Raw genomic sequence first — 18,197 nt, 5'->3', positions numbered from 1 at the left:
CCATTGTTTTGCATTAAAGGATGATGCTTAACCATAAAAGATGCCGACGGATTGGTCGGCATCTTGGCTAAATATGATGGGGCTCAGTCGTAACGTTGTGTAGTGAGCTTGGCGATATTGATGATCACCGCTACCGCTTGTTCCATCGATTCAAGACACACGTATTCGTGTTTGCCATGGAAATTATGACCGCCTGCAAATAAGTTGGGGCAAGGCAAGCCACGATAGGACAATTGGGCACCATCAGTACCACCGCGAATAGCCTTGATGTCCGGAGTAACGCCCGCCATCTCCATTGCCCGGCAAGCAATGTTAATCACATGAGGTGTAGGCATCACCGCTTCTTTCATATTGAAATAACTGTCAGAAATTGCGATTTCCAAGCTGCCACTTGTCAGTTCGTCATTATATTTCTGCACCAGATCCTGTAACCATTGCTTGCGTTGCTCAAACTGCACTTTGTCAAAATCGCGGATCAGATACACCAATTTGGCCTGTTCAGTTGTACCTTCCATAGATACCAAATGGAAAAAGCCTTCATAGCCACTGCTATGTTCTGGAGTATCGTGCAACGGCATTTTGGCATGGAAGCGACAGGCCATGGTCATAGCGTTAACCATGACACCGAAAGCACTCCCCGGATGGCAAGCATTGCCACGGGCAGTAATCACCGCGGTTGCTGCATTGAAATTTTCAAATTGGAGTTCACCAACCGCGCCGCCATCAACGGTATAGGCCCACTGCGCCGCAAAATGTTCGAGATCGAAACCCTTAACACCGCGCCCAATCTCCTCATCTGGGGTAAAACACACTGCAATTTCACCATGAGGGATCTCTGGATGCTGCAACAGATAATGCATAGCGGTAACAATCGCAGCAATACCCGCCTTGTCATCAGCGCCAAGTAACGTAGAGCCATCAGCAGTAATCAGTGTCTTGCCGAGATAATGCAGCAAATCTGGAAATTGCTCTGGAGACAGCAGTTCTTTGTCCCCCAGCGCAATAATTTGCCCCTGATAATCTGGAATTATCTGCGGTTTTACATTGGCACCGCTGTAATCAGGTGAGGTGTCCAAGTGTGCGATAAAACCGATAACCGGAATATCCGCGATGGTGGCAGGAACGCGGGCATACAAGCAACAAGCATCACTTAAAAAAACATCGCTGAAACCAAGCTCCAGCAACTCCTGCTTTAGGGTTGCAGCAAAGACCTTTTGGCCGGGAGAACTTGGGATAGAAAGACTACTGGGATCGGACTGAGTATCCGATTGCACGTAACGCAAAAATCGAGTGAGCAGAGCTTTTTGCATAGTCGTTTATACCTAGTGCAAGAAAGTGGCTGCATTCTAGCACAACCGACTTCCATACATTAGATTTAGATCATATTTTTGGTTTTAACGTATCAGGCATGTTGGGCCAGCTTTAACAGCACACGACTGACCGCAACAAAACCAAAGGTACCGGTCACCGCAGTAACCGCACCGAACCCGGCGGAACAATCCATACGCATACTGCCAGTCACCCCTTCTTTATTACTACACACGGTACCATCCAATTGCGGGTACTTAAGTTGCTCACTGGAGAACACGGCGTCAATGCCAAACCGACGCTGGGGATTTTTGCTGAAGTTGTACTCTCGGCGTAATAAATTGCGGACTTTTGCCAGTAAGGGGTCTTGGAAAGTTTTTGCCAGGTCTGTAACTTCCACAAGTGTTGGGTCCACCTGTCCCCCAGCACCGCCAACAGTGACAATACGAATTTTGTTACGCTTGCACCAAGCTATCAAGGCCGCTTTAGGTTTCACCGCGTCAATACAGTCCACCACGTAATCAGGAGCCCTTTCGGGTGCTAAATATTGCGGCAAATTATCGGCGCAAATGAAATCTTCGATTTCTGTCACCTGACATTGCGGGTTGATTTCGCTAATCCGTTCCGCCATCACATTGACTTTAGACTGGCCCACCGTTGACGCCAATGCATGAATTTGTCGATTGCTATTCGTGACACAGACATCGTCCAAATCCATCAAACTGATCTGCCCAATACCACTGCGTGCCAGCGCTTCTGCCGCCCAGGTACCGACACCGCCAATGCCTATCACCATGACATGAGCTTCGGAAAATCGCTGTAACGCTGTTACGCCATAGAGTCTGGCGATACCACCAAACCGTTGTTGATAGCTTTCTGATTCGAACATATTTGCTGACAAGATAAGATCCCTGAACACTCGCACTCGCTCCCACAATCAAAAAGGCGAAAAGCGTTTAAAATTGCTGAGCTCATTTAACTTTTATAATTGTTCCACAAATTTGCAGGCCTTGTCTCGCGTGCATCACATGGTCCGCGTTAACACATGGATTTCATTCACTAAAAATTTTTACTTTTTTCAAACATCAGCTAGAACTAATTTATCCTTTAGTTGAACGGCGAAAACAGATAGAGATTGGTATACTGCCATGTCGATACGTTTTTGCCGGAGCCTCAGGAGGTTACGTAAAAATAAACGACTGCTTTTTTTTTAACCACTAAATCGAGCTTTTTTCACTTTTTTGAAAAAGTTCCATGCCGCCGGGGCATAAAATGTGATCTGCGCCACAATATTTAAAAATTAAAACTGCAAAAATCGGCGCAGCTTTATCTTGAGCAGGACGCCCGGGATTGGCCCAGGAACACAAAAAGCAAAACCATAAATAAATGGAATAGAACTTAGGTTCTAGGGAGCACATACATGAAGAAAAGTTTTATCTCTGCGTCAGTCGCTACTGTTCTGGCAGCTGCCTCTTTCGGTGCACTGGCTGATGGTCCATCTTTCTACGGTCGTTTCGACCTGATGATCACTAACTCCCAGAATAGCTACACCCTGCAGGGTGACACTGCTGGCGTTACTCAAGGTGACAGCGGTACTTATCTGGAAAATAACTTCTCATGGTTGGGTGTTAAAGGCTCTGAAAAGATTGCTGATGGTGTAGACGTTGTTTACCAAGGCGAATGGGGCTTTGAAAACACTTCTAACACTGGTAGCTCAACTGTATTTAACTCTCGTAATACATTCTTTGGTTTCAAAACTGCTGCAGGTACTGCAGTATTCGGCCGTAAAGATACCGTATTCAAAAACTCTGAAGGTGGCATCGACCTGTTCGGTAACACCAACGCGGATATGGATCGTATGCTGCAGGCTCAGAGCCGTGTAGCTGATGGCGTGTTCTACTACTCTCCAAAAATCGCTGACGTGTTGACCCTGAATGCCAACTATCAGTTTGATGATAACAACGCAACTACGTCTGCCGGTGATGGCAGCAGCCAGTACGCACTGAGTGCGACTCTGGGCGATAAAGGCTTCAAAGCGCAGAACTACTACGCGGCAGCCGCTTACAACAAAGGTATCAATGGTATTGATGCTTACCGTTTAGTCGGTCAGGTTAAACTGGACCAGTTCAAAGTAGGTGCTCTGTTCCAGCAGTCTGAAAACGTGCTGAACAGCGACATCGACGGTAGCACTTACTTGGTGAACGTTGCCTATAACCTGAACGGTGTAAACCTGAAAGCTGAATACATCTATGATGATGGTGGTTTCGGTAGCTACTTCAAGAACGCTTCTGGCGTTAATATGAAGGCAGATACTGCCGCTACTCGTTCAGTAAGCGATGTAAGCATCTCTAACATCATCGTTGGTGCTGACTATAAAGTGGCTAAAACCACTCTGCTGTATGGTCACTACGCTCACTATGAAGGTGACTACAAACTGGATGGTGCCAAGATCGATCTGGATGACGACAACGTAGTTTCTGTCGGTGTTCGTTACGACTTCTAATCCGATTTCGGATACTAAAATGGCGACCTAATGGTCGCCTTTTTATTGCCTATCAATATTCTCAACAGAGTGTATCAACACTGGACAGCATCAGTATCTCGCCAGCGTTTCTTCCACCTTACGCAACCAGGCGCAGTTATCACAGTCACATTTTCGCCGTGATAAATGGTGCGGCGTAAGATTAGCGTCGACAAAATCCACCGCCATCAATAGCTGTTGTTTCAGCTCTTCGATGGACTTCTCTTCCAAAGCAACAAGATTATCATTGCGATTCATCCAGACACATTCCATCCCCTGATGACAGAAGGTACACTCATCATCAACAGGGTTGTAAAAGCCCGAATGCGGGCAATGGCGCAGCTCCATCGACTGGATAATTCTGGGTCTGGCATACTCAAATAACGCGATGAGTTCGCGCTTGTCAGGCTCGGGCATAACGCCTCCCGATAACGTTGCATTTTACACACAGATTACCCCCGACTGTTTTCGCCATTTTTGACATATATCAAAGTGTCGAAAAATCAGATGCGATAGGTACACATAAATCTGATATAGATCTCGCTTATATAGACTTGCCCACTAGACAGCCTGTCGTTTAAGTGCGTAGATAACACTATTACCCGACGTTGGAGCATCCCGTTGCAAGCCCCGGAACTACAGCACTTCTACATTTCGGAAGAGCAATCAGTTTATCTGCTCAAAGCCGATGATGCCCGTAAGCACCGGGCATGGATCCGCTTGTGTCATCAACAACTGATCAAACTGGGTTATGCAGCGCCAGAACTTATCGGTAAAGGTGCTTATGGTTTTGTGTTTGCCGGCCGTAACCGCTACGGAGAGGAACACGTCTTTAAGTTTTCGCGCATCACCTTGCCACAAAATATTCAGGACCGGTTGGAAGAAGAAGCGTTTATCCTGTCACAGGTACATCATCCTAATGTTCCAGCGCTGATAAAATTTCAACGCGTTGGCCGACAAGGCATTATGGTGATGGCGCGGGCTTCCGGTGAAGACCTCGATCAACGCTGCCGACGCACTGGCGCGTTGCCAGTACAGGAAATTCTAAGTATTGCCCGGCAACTGGCAGATCTACTGCTTTATCTGCGACGCGGCAGACCTTTGGTTCACGGTGATATCAAACCGTCAAATCTGATCTATGACCCACAACAGGATAAGCTGTCGTTGATCGATTGGGGTTCCGCTGTATTTGCGCAATACGAAGCCGATGGCCAGCCAGCACACGCCAATGTCATGGAGTTACTTTCGTGCGATCAACAACATACTAATGCCCGCATGGGCGATGTGTATTTTATTGGTGAAGAACAACTCAACGGCGCCCTTTCCAGTCCGCGTTTCGACGAGCAGGGAGTGGCGGCAACCTTGTATGCGTTGGCGTCTGGACAAGCGAGTCGCTTTGGTTCACGAGTGATCCCGCCCACGAGTCTGGGATTACCGATGGAGCTTGCCCGTACTCTGGAAGGCATGCTCAGCGATGATCCATTATTACGTCAGCGCGCCGGCGATTACTTTTTGCGGAGCATGCAATATAGCCATTATCTGTTGTTGCCCCCAGTACCCGCAATGGAGCAGATTGGCGACATACCGGTTTGGGTGCAACCACAACATCGCGATGTAGAAACTGTCAGCTACAGTTCTCGAAAATCATTTTTACGCAGTCATCAGGGCAATATGGGGTCTGCCGAGCCATTTCCGCAGGATGTACAACTGGAAAAATATTATCGTAATTTTCTGGCGGGCATGGGCGATACCGAAAAGGGATTTATTGCGGCCGTTGGCAGGCTGGGGCAATACCCGATTGTTGGTGGGCTCGCGATTCACTGGCGCGAACAAGGGATATATATCGACTCCAATCTGGCGTTGTACGATGTATCGTTGAAACCCGCATTGTTGCAGGCGGTCAACAACATGGTGACGCTCGCCCGTGGGATCCATAAAATCGGCATTTTTAAAGCCTGCTTCTTCAACGCTAAAGACACATTGCATCTGGAACGCAGCTCCGTTGAAGCGCCGTTCCAATGTCATGATGGTCAGCAACTGCCCTTCGAGATTGGCGAGGTGCCAACGCTGGAAGATAAATCGCGCCTGCATTCTTATTTCGAGGATGGTAAAGATCCTGATGAAAATCTGGAGTTGCCAGCAGAAATTATGGCGGAACTAGAACGACTTAACCATATTCACCACACAGGCTGCATCATCTTTGAAGCATTACCAACCCATCTGAAAATACACAGTTACCTTAGGTTGTTGAATCCGCGCAAACAGGCACAATTTCGTGCCGGTCTGGACCGGATCCTGCAGCATGTTGATAAAATTCAAGGACAGGGAGTTTCCGGTTTTATGAAACTCCCCTATAAAAACACCCGTGAATTCTCCCATCTGGAACGGCGTCCGGAGCGCTTTTACCCACGCAACCCCAGACGCTGTTAATCCATCAGATAGGTGACCCTGGCGGCATTTTTACCGGCGTTAGGATCATCCGTTTAGTGGGAAATTTATCGTGTTGTGCTATCAACTGCTGCATCTGCAGATAATGAGCCGCTTCAAAAGCAGTGACGCGCTTCTCTTTACGCTCGAACTGTTGCTGCCAGAACGCCAGCTTAGCACTGATCTGCGCCCGGACTTCAGGACGACAAGCGGGGTTATCCAAAGCTTCGAGTACACCGTCTAAAACCACTGCATTGACACGCATCGCCACCGCTTGTTTATCACCGGAGGGTAGATTAGCCAGCAGCGTTTTTGCCGCTAGTTGGTCCAGCAATTGTGGTATTGACACCTGCTCGTTATCACGGCTAGCTTGTTGATCTACCCGGTTAAGACGTTCACTTTGTAACAATAACCCGACCACATGGCGACTGAAGGCTTCCACCATCGCTTGCGGATCGTTTGCCACTCCTAGCGCGGAGGCAAAGCTCTCACGAGTTCGCTGATAATCACCGGCTTTAGGCACCAATTTGGCGTAGAGACTGGTCGGCAAATACAGTGAATCACTATCTAACGTGGCAATCACTTCTTTCAGTGCTCGTTGCTGCAACTCAGGCGTCATGAAATGCCAGCTGCCATTATCGCGGCGCTCCAGGTAGCTGTAATCCGTTCCACCGATAAATTTGGCTGCCGCCTCCACCTGATAGCGGCTCAGCAAATAGACCGGCACCAACGCATCAGCCAGTTCGCCCAGGGGTTGCCCGGGAAGTAAGGCTGTAGCAGAAAACTGTTGCAGCGCCTGTTGCCGCACGCCTTGCAGCCGCGCCAGTTCAGCTAGCGGATCATTCCCTCGATCCCATAAACTGGCCCAGGCATTACCGGCAGATGCGCGTCGCGAATCCGCTTCGGCTATGTAACGTAATCCTTGCTGCTGCGTTTGTTGTAACAGCTGTGCCAGCGCCTTTTTTGTCGCGGCAGCGTCACCGAAATCACCATAACCATAGGTGATAGCAAACTTATCCCACGCCCCGATGCCTTCTCGATAAGGCTGACTGATATCAATCTGCCCATCAGTCAACTGAATATAGGGGTGCGGATAGTCCATCACCGAGGCGTTGTCATTGGTGGACGCTGCAAAATTGTGGCTGAGGCCAAGTGTGTGACCAATTTCGTGAGCGGCCAATTGTCTGATCCGCGCCAGTGCCAGGGCCATTGACGCCTGGTCGGCTGCCGCCCGGTCGTTCCAACCCGCAGTCACCCCAAGTGCAATCAGTAAGTCCTGCCGCACCCGTAAACTACCGAGGGTTACTTGGCCTTTAATGATTTCACCAGTTCGCGGATCGGTGACGACCGCACCATAGGACCAGCCACGGCTGGCACGATGCACCCACTGCACCACGTTGTAACGAATATCTTGCGGATCAGCATCATCTGGCAGCATTTCCATTTTAAATGCGTTGAGAAAACCGGCGGCGGCAAATGCTTGCGACCACCAGCGGCCACCTTCCAGCAAGGCACTGCGGATCGGCTCTGGAACGCCGGAGTCCAGATAATAAACTATCGGTTTAACCACCTCGCTGGGGGCCGGGCCTGGATGCACTTTCTGCAACCGATGTCGCAACAATAAACGCTTGGTAATATCTTGATCAATCGGCGTCGCGTAATCACGGTATTCATCTGAAAGGAAGCCACTCATTGGATGATAAGGCCGCGGCTGATAACCAGAGTCTGGCAACGCGATAAAAGAAAAGCGCACCATCATTGACAACCACTGGCCATCAGGGGCGACATCAGCCACCTGTGAACCCGGCTTATCCGCGGCAAAAGTTAGCTGAATGTCGACGTCGCTGTTGCGTGCAAAAGACTTGACGGATTTTGGCAGAATCGCCGAGCGACTGGGGTCGAGATGATAATTGCCTTGCCCGGTAGTTTTCAGTTGTTGCTGAATGCCATGTAAATCCGTCAGCAACAGCTCATTGATAGGCACTAATAAACGGTTGCCCGGTAACAGTTTTCCTTGCCATAACACGGAATCCGCGAAGGCTTCCTTCACCGCCCGTTGTTCAAATGGATTATCGCTATCGGCGCGATAATGCGTATTGAGCTGCTTTAATAAGATGAAGGGGCCCTGGCGTTCAAATTGCACCAGACGGGTATTGCCTAACTGGCCCCGGTCCAGACCAATATCATTGGAACCCGCACCTTGCGGTAGACTGGTGAGCAACAACAGGGGCTGGTTAAGGTGATTAGCTTCGAGATAAAGCTGACCGCTATCATTATCGAAATAGAGATTGATAAACCCTTCAGCTTTATGACTCGTGCGCAAAACACTGTTGCTGTCAGTGGCTGCAGTCACCGCCAGCGGCAGCAGCAATAAGCAAAACAGCAATCCCGACCATGATTTCATACCACGTCCCCGATTTAGTTGTTAGGCATCCGTGGCATCAACGTTAAGGGATTGATCCGCTTATCTCAAGTCTTGTTTATCCAATGACCCAGTGTGTCGAACAACTCATTGAGCATAATCGGCTTGGTAATGTGGGCATTCATACCGGCTTCCAGACTCTTATCCTTATCACCCGACATCGCATGAGCCGTCATGGCAATAATGGGCAACTGTTCCATCGAGTACTGCTTTCGCAGTTCACGAGTCGCGGTTAACCCATCCATCACCGGCATCTGAATATCCATCAGCACTGCGTCGTAACCTTTTTGAGCCACCATCTCCAGCGCCACTTTACCGTTTTCGGCCACATCAACGTCATAACCACCGCTACGAAGCAATTCGCAGGCAACCTGCTGGTTGATTAAGTTATCTTCTACCAGCAGTACTAAACCGCGTTTATCGCCGCTTTCGGCCGCAGGAAGTTCCTTCACCACATTAAGTTCTGGTGCTTCCGAAAATGCCGCGATAATTTCGTTAAACAGTGCTGATGACTTAAACGGCTTTTGCAACAGGGCAAACACGCTGGTATTGCCCAACTCCTGCGCCATCGGTTCTGCCGAATAGGCAGTCATCATAATGACGACAGGTCGTTTGGTCAGTTTGCCGTTCACCACCATTTCATCCATGGCAATGACAACATCCCGGCCGTCCATCTCTGGCATTTTCCAATCAATCAGCAATAGATCATAGGGGTGCTGTTCGAGTTTACACAGGGCTTCGGCACCACTGGCGGCAGTTTCTACATCAAAATGGAAATCACGTAACTGCGCTGCGTATATCTGCAATGCCGAGGGGTTGTCATCCACCACCAGCGTACGCAGATTATTAAGACGCTCAGGCACTGACAGTGGCGCTACGGTGGTCTCTTCGGCCATTTCAAAACTGACAGTAAAACTGAAGATACTGCCGACACCAGGCTCACTCTGTACCCGCAAATCACCGCCCATCATCGACACCAGATGTTTACTGATGGACAGCCCCAGCCCCGTACCACCATACTTGCGCGTAGTCGAACCATCAGCCTGCGCAAAAGCATCGAACAATTGCTTCTGCTTAGTCGGTTCAATACCAATGCCAGTATCACGCACCCAGAACTTTAAGGTTATGCGGTGATCACGTTCTCCCACATCTTCACAGCCCAGCTCTATCTCGCCATCGGCAGTAAATTTCACGGCGTTTGACAACAGGTTGACTAACACTTGTCCTAGTCGTAACGGATCGCCTTTGAGGATCAGCCCGGCGGTCACCGGCGCATATAACAGCAGTTCAATGCCTTTCTCCTGCGCTTTGAGGGCATTGAGATCCAGCGCGTGTTCCAGCACTTTATCCAGCTGGAATGACACTTTTTCCAGTTCCAGTTTGCCGGCCTCAATTTTAGAGAAATCGAGAATGTCGTTAATAATCCGCAATAGGGATTGCGCCGAGAAACCGGCTTTTTCCAGATAATCTTGTTGCTGAGGCGTGAGACTGGTGCGCTGCGCCAACTGCAGCATACCGATGATGGCATTCATCGGCGTACGGATCTCATGGCTCATATTCGCTAAGAATTCGCTCTTATAGAGGTTGGCCAGCTCTGCATCTTTTTTCGCTTCCAGCAACGCCAATTCGGTGCTCTTATGGCGCGTGATATCCTTATTGGTCCCCAGCATACGTCGAGGATCACCGTTACTGGTGAACTCCACCACCCGGCCACGAGCCAAAACCCAATGATAATTTCCACCCTTGCCGCGCATACGGAATTCCACTTCATAGGTTCCCACCGGCGCCTGAAGATACTGCTCTCGCGCGTCCTGAACCCGCTGCCGATCATCCGGGTGGGTTAATTCATCAATGGTAGAAACCAAAGCGGGAAACTCGTTCGCCTGATAGCCCAGCATGGTGTAGAAAGAGGGGTTACAGATGATCTGTTCTGAGTCCAGATACCAGTCCCACAAGCCATCTTCTACCGCGTCCATCGCCAAATGATAACGTTCTTCTGATAACCGTAGCTGCTCGGCCGATTCATACTCGCGGGTGACATCGCGCCACACCACAATCAGACCTTGCAGTTCTCCACGACGGTTGTAAAACGGTAGTTTTAAGGTATCGAGCAACACTGGCCGCCCCGCCAGTTCCACTTTTTCCTGATAGCGTAGTGGCGTCCGTTCCTGCAATACCTTGGTATCTTCCAGCTTGATGCGTTGTGACATCTCCGGCGGGATCAGATCCTGATCCGACAGCCCGATCATTTCGCTTTCGGTATACCCCAGCACCCGTTCAGCCGCCTTGTTACAACCGAGGTACTTGCCTTCTTTGTCCTTAAACACAATGGCTTCGGGAATCGAGTCCAATAATGAGCGCAGCAACGCAAATTCCTGTTCACGGCGTTCGGTCGTTTCACGTAACCGCTCAGTACGCCGCGCCACCAGTTTATCCAGTCGTTTGTTCTGCTCCGCCAGATGCTTGGTGTATTGCTGGTTCTCATCAAAAATGCGGCTGACCAGTTGAAACCAGGGAAGCCAGTCGCGATTGATCTTTTTCGGCGGTTCTTGCGGTGCCTGTGAACAGGCTTCCAGATGATTCAATAAGCGCGACGCCGGACTGACAAATGAGCGCCGGGTCTGCCAGTGCACTATGGTCACCAGTATCGACAGGGCCAGCACCACCAGGAAAAAAGTGGCTTTCAGTTTCTCAAAGGAGTCCGAGAACATGTCATCTACGTTCTGCAGGTAGAGCAAACGCCAAGGTGCGTTATGCAGCGCCACAGAGTAGATGTAATAGCCATTACGGATCATGCCTTCATGGGCATCAAACAGTTCTGATTCCGGCAATGAATGCAGCTCCGCCGGGATGCGCTGACTGATGTGGTACACCCGGTTGATACTGGAGGTATCAAAGTCACTGTGCGACAGAATGTTATTACCCTGGTCGAGCAGAATCACCGTCCCGGGCATTTTAAAATACAGCCGGATCTGCCGCGCCAACGACGCCAAGGTCATATCCAGGTTGATAGAGCCGATAAAATCATCATCAAGGTAGATTGGGACGCCCAGCGTCGTCAGCAGACCATTACCCGCCGCATCCACATAGGCTTCACTCCAGAACACACTGCGCTGCGGGTTCATTTCAGGCGTCGCTAACTGAAACTGTTGGCGGTGCAGTAACTCATCACGGAAACGAACATCGTCTGACGGCCAGGGGTAATAGGACATCATCCGCCGCTTGGAAATGTAATAAATCGCGGAGGCTTTAGGCGCAGCTTCTTTGGCAACGGGAAACGACAGCGACAGCTCAAACAACATTTCCAGTTCCTGATAGAACTTTTCGCTGCGACCATCAAGCGAACCAATACCGGTAATGCGCCCCATATTGGTAAACGGTTCGCCACTTTTGGCGTAGGAGGGTTCTAGCGTGAAATACTGCCCGCTTTCATTAAATTTCTCATATTTGGGCAGCCATTGTTTGCGCACTTGCTCTGCTAAACGCAAGTGGTCAACGGCAATATCTCGGAGACTTTTGACGGCGCGAATACTGGATTCCAGCAACAGATCAATCTGCATGACGTGACGATCCACTTGTTCCTCACGTAACTGCATCTGTTCATTTTTCTGGCGCTCGTAAAACCCCCAAGCGGTCAGCAACGCCAGCACTATCACACCTATGTAGGTGTAAAATACCGCGCGGTTGTAATTTTTCTGGATAGGTGACTTAAGCTGAAGCTCAGGTTCTATTGATTTCATCCCTTACCCTTGGACAACGCTGTTGACTCGACACAGCGCAGATAACTGCCACTATGATAGCAGTTTACCGTGTAAAACAAAGGCCTCACTCGAGGCCTTACACACGATTACAAAGGCTTACAACTGCTCTTCAGCAAATTCCGCTAACCGGGAACGAACCACACCATTGAGGTAAATATTGGCACTGCCTTCAAACTGTTTGAACCGTTCAACGATATAGGTCAAACCGGAAGTCACCGCGGTGAGATAGTTGGAGTCAATCTGTGCCAGGTTACCGCAGCAGATAAGTTTAGTGCCCTCGCCCATGCGGGTAATCATGGTTTTGATTTGCGAGGCGGTCAGGTTCTGGCACTCATCCAGCAACACCACGGCATTCTGAATTGAACGACCGCGCATAAAGTTAATCGATTTAAACTGGATATTGGCTTTATCCATGATGTAATTCAGCGATCCTGCAGGGTTAACGTCATGTTTATGCAGCACTTCCAGCGTGTCAGTAATGGCGGCAAGCCACGGTGCCATTTTTTCCTCTTCGGTCCCAGGCAGGAACCCGATGGACTCTGCGATTTCTGGCGTATTACGAGTGACGATGACCTTATCGTATTGATTACGCTCAATCACCAGCTCCAATGCCGCCGCCATGGCCAACAACGTCTTACCGCAACCCGCCGGGCCGGTGAGGATCACCAAATCAATATCCGGGTCCATCAACGCCTGCAATGCCATGCCCTGATAAATATTTTTAGGTCGCACTCCCCAGGCTTCCATATTCAGCAAGCGATCACGCCCCAGATCCAACACGCTGAGAGAATCATTTGAACGCCCGACGACCCGACCGCAAAAATTGGATTCCGCATCCAATAGATATTGATTCATGTAAAAGATATCGTCACCCAGATCCTTTAACGGCACATCATGGATGGTCTGTCGGCCATGACGCTCGGTCGCAACGCGCTCCAGGTGTTCCCAAAAATTGCCTTCAAATTCGTGGAAACCTTTGGACAGGAAACGAATATCATCAATCAGCTGGTCGGTTCGGTAATCTTCGACCATCAGCATACCCGCACCTTTGGCCTTAAGACGCATATTGATGTCTTTGGTGACCAGTACGACCGGACGGGGATGATGCAGCTTTTGCAAATAGAGTGCAGTGTTGATAATGCGGTTATCGTTGTTATCACCCGGCAGGGCGCCGATAGTGAATTCAATCTGATGATCAGGGAAAATCGCGAGGGTACCGGTAGCGTCACTGTGGCCTTCACGCGTTGGCAGCAGCACACCATTAATAATCTGTTCCGGCGTAATATCACCACCCAGAGTATCTTCCAACGCCCGGATAGCCACTCTGGCATCACGACTGACATCGCGCTTACGGTCTTTGATCTGGTCCAACTCTTCCAGCACCGTCATGGGGACCACCACGTCGTGCTCTTTAAATGAATAAATCGCCAAGGGTTCATGCAATAAAACATTGGTATCAAGTACAAACAATTTCCTGTCGTCTTGTTCCATAGCGCCTCCATAAGCGTCATTGCATTATGTCTTTGTAGTTTTGTATTGGCGGGTTACGCCCGAATATAAAGTCAGAGGCTCCTGTGCAGAGGTGGGTTGAAGGCGTCCCCCGAATGTCGGGTTCAGTTTTTATACTGTCACCATTATTTCGGGATGACAATCGCTTCGCCCGAAGAATTTTTAACACAGAATTTACATCATTGAAAAAGTAGGCAATTAACTGATGGTCGAACGGCAGCTAGCGGGATTGGTATTATAATCGGATTGATATAACATACGCGCCCTTCAATAGGCGCCGAGGAAAAGAGTTAAAAATGCCATTCGCTTTAGGTCAACGTTGGATCAGTGATACGGAATCAGAGCTTGGATTGGGCACAGTTGTGCAACTGGAAGGCCGGATGGTCACCCTGCTATTTCCGGCAACCGGAGAAAACCGTATTTTTTCTCGAAATGAAGCCCCGCTGACCCGCGTGATCTACAACCCCGGTGACAAAGTCAAAAGCCATGAAGGCTGGACGCTGGAAATTCAGCGTACCGAAGAAATTGATGATTTAGTCCATTACCATGGCATCAATAGTGACAGTGGCGAACAAGTCTGCCTCAGAGAAACCTTACTCGACCATAACATTCGCTTTAATAAACCGCAGGATCGCTTGTTCGCCGGCCAGATAGACCGCATGGATCGTTTTGGGATCCGTTATCAGGCACAACGTCTGCGGCATGATCTCGCCACCTCACCGATGCTCGGATTGCAAGGTCCGCGGGTCGGTTTGATCCCGCATCAGCTGTGGATTGCCTCTGAAGTGGGTCAGCGCCATGCCCCTCGAGTACTACTGGCCGATGAAGTAGGTCTGGGGAAAACCATTGAAGCGGGCCTCATCATCCACCAGCAATTGATGACCGGTCGAGCCGAACGGGTACTCATTCTGGTACCAGACACCTTACGTCATCAGTGGTTAGTCGAGATGTTACGCCGTTTCAACCTGCGCTTTTCCGTGTTTGATGAAGAGCGTTGTGTGGAAGCGTTCGCCGATCACGACAACCCGTTTTACACCGAACAGTTGGTGATCTGTTCGCTGGATCTGTTGAAACAAAAACGCCGTCTTGACCAGGCTCTGGATGCCGACTGGGATTTACTGGTGGTAGATGAAGCGCATCACTTGGAATGGACAGCCGACAAACCCAGCCGTGCCTATCAGATTGTTGAGGCGTTAGCACAGGTAATACCTGGTGTGCTGCTGCTCACCGCAACCCCCGATCAGTTGGGGCATGAAAGTCACTTTGCCAGACTCAGGCTGCTCGATCCTAACCGCTTCTACGACTATCAGGCATTTATCAAAGAAGAACAGGATTATCGCCAGGTAGCAACCGCCGCGGATGCCATTGCCAGCGGTCGCAAGTTACCCGATGATGCGATTGAACTTCTGACCGAACTGCTGGCGGAAAAAGATATTATTCCAGCCATAAAACTGATCCAGGCAGACAATATTGCGCCAGAACAACAGCAACAAGCGCGCGATGAATTGCTGCAGCAATTACTGGATCGGCACGGTACTGGGCGAGTCCTGTTCCGTAACAGCAGAGCCTCAGTAAAAGGTTTTCCGCAGCGCATATTCCACAGCTACCCACAGCCGATGCCCGAGCAATATGAAACGGCCATGCGCGTAGCGCTGACCATGAATCGCAACTTGCCAGATGAGACCCAAGCCCGCCTGATGTTGACACCGGAAAAGCTGTTTCAGCAATTCGATGAACAATCAGCGGCATGGTGGAAGTTTGATCCGCGGATCGACTGGTTAATCGAATTTCTGAAAAATCATCGCAGCAAGAAAGTGTTGATTATCACTTCCCAGGCGGCAACCGCATTGAGTCTGGAAGAAGCATTGCGCACCCGAGAAGGGATACTGACCACCGTGTTCCACGAAGGCATGTCCATCATTGAACGCGATAAGGCGGGTGCCTTCTTTGCCCAAGAAGAAGGTGGCGCACAGGCGCTGATCTGCTCAGAAATCGGCTCAGAAGGTCGTAACTTCCAGTTCGCCAGCCATCTGGTCTTATTCGACCTGCCACTGAATCCTGATCTGTTGGAACAACGGATTGGACGTCTGGACCGTATTGGTCAACAAAATGATGTACAGATCCATCTGCCCTATATCGAAGACTGCGCGCAATCAAGGTTGCTCGATTGGTACCATCAGGGACTGAACGCTTTTGAGCAAACCTGTCCGGTCGGCCATATCCTATTCAAGGAATTTTCTGAAGAACTGTTGCCGTTACTTGTCCATGCTGATGATGAATCCATGACCAGTCTGCTCAATCGCGTGCGGGCGCAATACAAAGAGTTGAAACAGGCAATGGAACAAGGGCGGGATAAATTGCTGGAACTCAACTCAAACGGCGGTGATCGCGCCAAAGCGCTGGCTTGGCAACTGGCAGAGATGGACAATGACACCCAACTGATCGGTTCGGTTATCCGCTTGTGGGATGTGATCGGTGTCGATCAGGAAGACAAAGGCGAAAACACCATAGTGCTGCATCCGAGTGAGCACATGATGTTTCCAACTTATCCGGGATTACCAGAAGATGGGATTACCGTGACCTTTGACCGCAACACCGCGTTGTCGCGTGATGACATTGCTTTAATCACTCAGGAGCATCCGCTGGTACAAACCGGTCTGGATCTGGTCACCGGTTCGGATACGGGGACAACGTGCGTTTCGCTATTAAAAAACAAAGCCTTGCCTGCTGGCACTCTCTTTCTGGAATTGATCTACATCGCTGATGCGTCCGCACCGAAAGCCAGTCAACTCTTCCGCTATCTGCCGACAACGCCTATCAGGGTCTTGCTCGATAAAGATGGCAATAATCTGGCCAGTAAAGTGACTTATGACCAATGGGAACGGCAGTTGAGTCCGGTAAATCGCCATATTGGCAGCAAACTGGTAAATGCTTCACAGCCATTGCTCCACCCGTTGCTGGCCAAAGGAGAGCAACATGGACAGGATGCAATGGCACAGTTGATACAACAAGCCCGGCAACAGATGGAATCCAGCTTGCTGAGTGAACTGGAACGCCTGGAAGCGTTACAGACGGTAAATCCCAATATTCGTGAAGATGAACTGGAATACCTGCGGGAACAGATACGAGAACTCAATGGCTATCTGGATAACTGTCAATTGCAGCTCGACGCCATCAGATTAGTACTGGTCAGTCACGTGTAACAGCTAAGCCCGCATCTGCGGGCTTTTTTACGCGTGCGCGCACTATCCGAATGGCATAATCCTTTTATAATGAGACCAGATTCTCACCGCCCGGGGACAATTTTGCTCAAACATTACGCACTGTGGTCATTACTGCTGACGGCCATACCGGCACTGCCGTTAGTGGCAGCGTCCGCACCTGCGACTGACGCTGACAAGGCTGAGGTCAGCCAGATCCAGATTGACAGTAAACCGGTCACGGTGCTGACTCGTGAGTGGCAATATCGCATTCATCGCGGTAGTGTCATCATCATTCCGCCACCGGGGCAGCAAGCAATGTCACCCGGTTTGCTGAACTATTTAAGACAAAATCTCAACCTGTCCGGCTGGACCACCTTTAGCCTGACACCACCAGCGCAGCCGCAGGAACCTAACTTTACCACTGCCGCCACCGAAGTCAGCAAAGCCGGTGATGGCAAAACGCCGCCGCCAGGAAACTCGACACTGAGTAAACGTAGCGATGCAGACTGGCAACAACTACAGAAAAGCCAAGAAGACTATCTGCGACAAGGGCTAACGCAACTGCAATCCTCCGCTCAAGCCTTTGCCGGGAAACAACTGCTGATTGCCGAAGGGGCGTCTGCAGCGTTAGTGTTGAACCTGCTCACCCGCAAAGGCATCGCTAAACCGGATCTATTAGTGCTGATTAATCCGTATAGTGAACCGTCTGCGGCTAATGCCGAGATCCCAGCGCAATTGGCTAAATTGCCGTTGACTGTACTCGATTTACAATCCCGTGACGCGAATAGTGCATCACTTAGCACGCAACCACAGCGGCAGCAGGTGTTTGAAGCTCATCCTGGATATCGCTCGCGCCAGCGACTGTTAGCACTCGACCTGACGCAACAGACTGCATACGAACGTTGCCTGCAGTTAATTAATCAGATGGGCAGCAGCATTACTGGCAGCAGCGGTGCGCAAACCGCCAAGGTAACCTCAGAAACAAGCAGCTAAAGGTCACACTCTAGGCGAGTGAGCTGTCTATAATGAAGCGATTGTTTTCTTTC

The 18,197-nt window shown here is 49.9% G+C and carries 10 protein-coding genes; 4 read left to right on the top strand and 6 right to left on the bottom strand.

All coding sequences use genetic code 11. The annotated features are described in order from the left end of the window. Positions 1–83 precede the first annotated feature (83 nt). Positions 84–1,310, bottom strand: coding sequence for a peptidase T (gene pepT, locus PY479_RS02050; RefSeq protein WP_275482716.1), 1,227 nt, complete (start codon positions 1,308–1,310; stop codon positions 84–86). Positions 1,311–1,402: 92 nt separating this feature from the next. Continuing rightward, a complete protein-coding gene (gene tcdA / locus PY479_RS02045; RefSeq protein ID WP_212596494.1) occupies positions 1,403–2,197 on the bottom strand; it encodes a tRNA cyclic N6-threonylcarbamoyladenosine(37) synthase TcdA in 795 nt (264 codons plus the stop codon). Between the two features lie 531 nt (positions 2,198–2,728). Here tcdA and PY479_RS02040 point away from each other — a divergent pair. Further along, positions 2,729–3,811 carry a porin gene (locus tag PY479_RS02040; RefSeq protein ID WP_275482715.1) on the top strand — a complete coding sequence of 361 codons (1,083 nt, stop codon included), beginning with the start codon at positions 2,729–2,731 and terminating at the stop codon, positions 3,809–3,811. Between the two features lie 90 nt (positions 3,812–3,901). Here PY479_RS02040 and PY479_RS02035 read toward each other — a convergent pair whose 3' ends face one another. Further along, positions 3,902–4,246, bottom strand: a complete 345-nt coding sequence (locus PY479_RS02035) for a hypothetical protein (RefSeq protein ID WP_212595362.1) — start codon at positions 4,244–4,246, stop codon at positions 3,902–3,904. Positions 4,247–4,450: 204 nt separating this feature from the next. Between PY479_RS02035 and PY479_RS02030 the strand changes: the two genes are divergently transcribed. Further along, positions 4,451–6,259 (top strand): protein kinase, encoded by a 1,809-nt coding sequence (locus tag PY479_RS02030; protein ID WP_212595361.1) that lies wholly within the window; start codon positions 4,451–4,453, stop codon positions 6,257–6,259. A 4-nt stretch (positions 6,260–6,263) separates the two neighbouring features. Here PY479_RS02030 and PY479_RS02025 read toward each other — a convergent pair whose 3' ends face one another. The 3 genes from PY479_RS02025 to PY479_RS02015 form a co-directional block, all read right to left on the bottom strand. Next, the gene (locus tag PY479_RS02025; RefSeq protein ID WP_275482714.1) at positions 6,264–8,660 is read right to left on the bottom strand and encodes a zinc-dependent metalloprotease; all 2,397 of its coding nucleotides are present in this window, start codon (positions 8,658–8,660) and stop codon (positions 6,264–6,266) included. Between the two features lie 65 nt (positions 8,661–8,725). Continuing rightward, entirely contained in the window at positions 8,726–12,418 is a 3,693-nt protein-coding gene (locus PY479_RS02020; protein WP_212595359.1) for a response regulator, read from the bottom strand. A gap of 117 nt (positions 12,419–12,535) precedes the next feature. Then, positions 12,536–13,930 (bottom strand): PhoH family protein, encoded by a 1,395-nt coding sequence (locus tag PY479_RS02015; RefSeq protein ID WP_212595358.1) that lies wholly within the window; start codon positions 13,928–13,930, stop codon positions 12,536–12,538. A 314-nt stretch (positions 13,931–14,244) separates the two neighbouring features. Here PY479_RS02015 and rapA point away from each other — a divergent pair, with 314 nt between their 5' ends. Both rapA and PY479_RS02005 read left to right on the top strand, forming a co-directional pair. Next, complete coding sequence (gene rapA, locus PY479_RS02010) at positions 14,245–17,151, top strand: RNA polymerase-associated protein RapA (RefSeq protein WP_212595357.1); 2,907 nt, start codon at positions 14,245–14,247, stop codon at positions 17,149–17,151. A gap of 102 nt (positions 17,152–17,253) precedes the next feature. Next, a complete protein-coding gene (locus tag PY479_RS02005) occupies positions 17,254–18,144 on the top strand; it encodes a DUF3530 family protein (protein ID WP_275482713.1) in 891 nt (296 codons plus the stop codon). Positions 18,145–18,197 lie beyond the last annotated feature (53 nt).

Source organism: Shewanella sp. A32 (assembly GCF_029167175.1).
GTDB lineage: Bacteria > Pseudomonadota > Gammaproteobacteria > Enterobacterales > Shewanellaceae > Shewanella > Shewanella yunxiaonensis.
Note: the sequence above shows the minus strand (reverse complement) of the source record. Positions and strands in the feature narration are given on the sequence as shown.

Bases quoted from the DNA above. Each gene is read 5' to 3' on its own strand.
- pepT (WP_275482716.1), bottom strand. From the start codon at position 1,310: ATGCAAAAAGCTCTGCTCACTCGATTTTTGCGTTACGTGCAATCGGAT.
- tcdA (WP_212596494.1), bottom strand. From the start codon at position 2,197: ATGTTCGAATCAGAAAGCTATCAACAACGGTTTGGTGGTATCGCCAGA.
- PY479_RS02040 (WP_275482715.1), top strand. From the start codon at position 2,729: ATGAAGAAAAGTTTTATCTCTGCGTCAGTCGCTACTGTTCTGGCAGCT.
- PY479_RS02035 (WP_212595362.1), bottom strand. From the start codon at position 4,246: ATGCCCGAGCCTGACAAGCGCGAACTCATCGCGTTATTTGAGTATGCC.
- PY479_RS02025 (WP_275482714.1), bottom strand. From the start codon at position 8,660: ATGAAATCATGGTCGGGATTGCTGTTTTGCTTATTGCTGCTGCCGCTG.
- PY479_RS02020 (WP_212595359.1), bottom strand. From the start codon at position 12,418: ATGAAATCAATAGAACCTGAGCTTCAGCTTAAGTCACCTATCCAGAAA.
- PY479_RS02015 (WP_212595358.1), bottom strand. From the start codon at position 13,930: ATGGAACAAGACGACAGGAAATTGTTTGTACTTGATACCAATGTTTTA.
- rapA (WP_212595357.1), top strand. From the start codon at position 14,245: ATGCCATTCGCTTTAGGTCAACGTTGGATCAGTGATACGGAATCAGAG.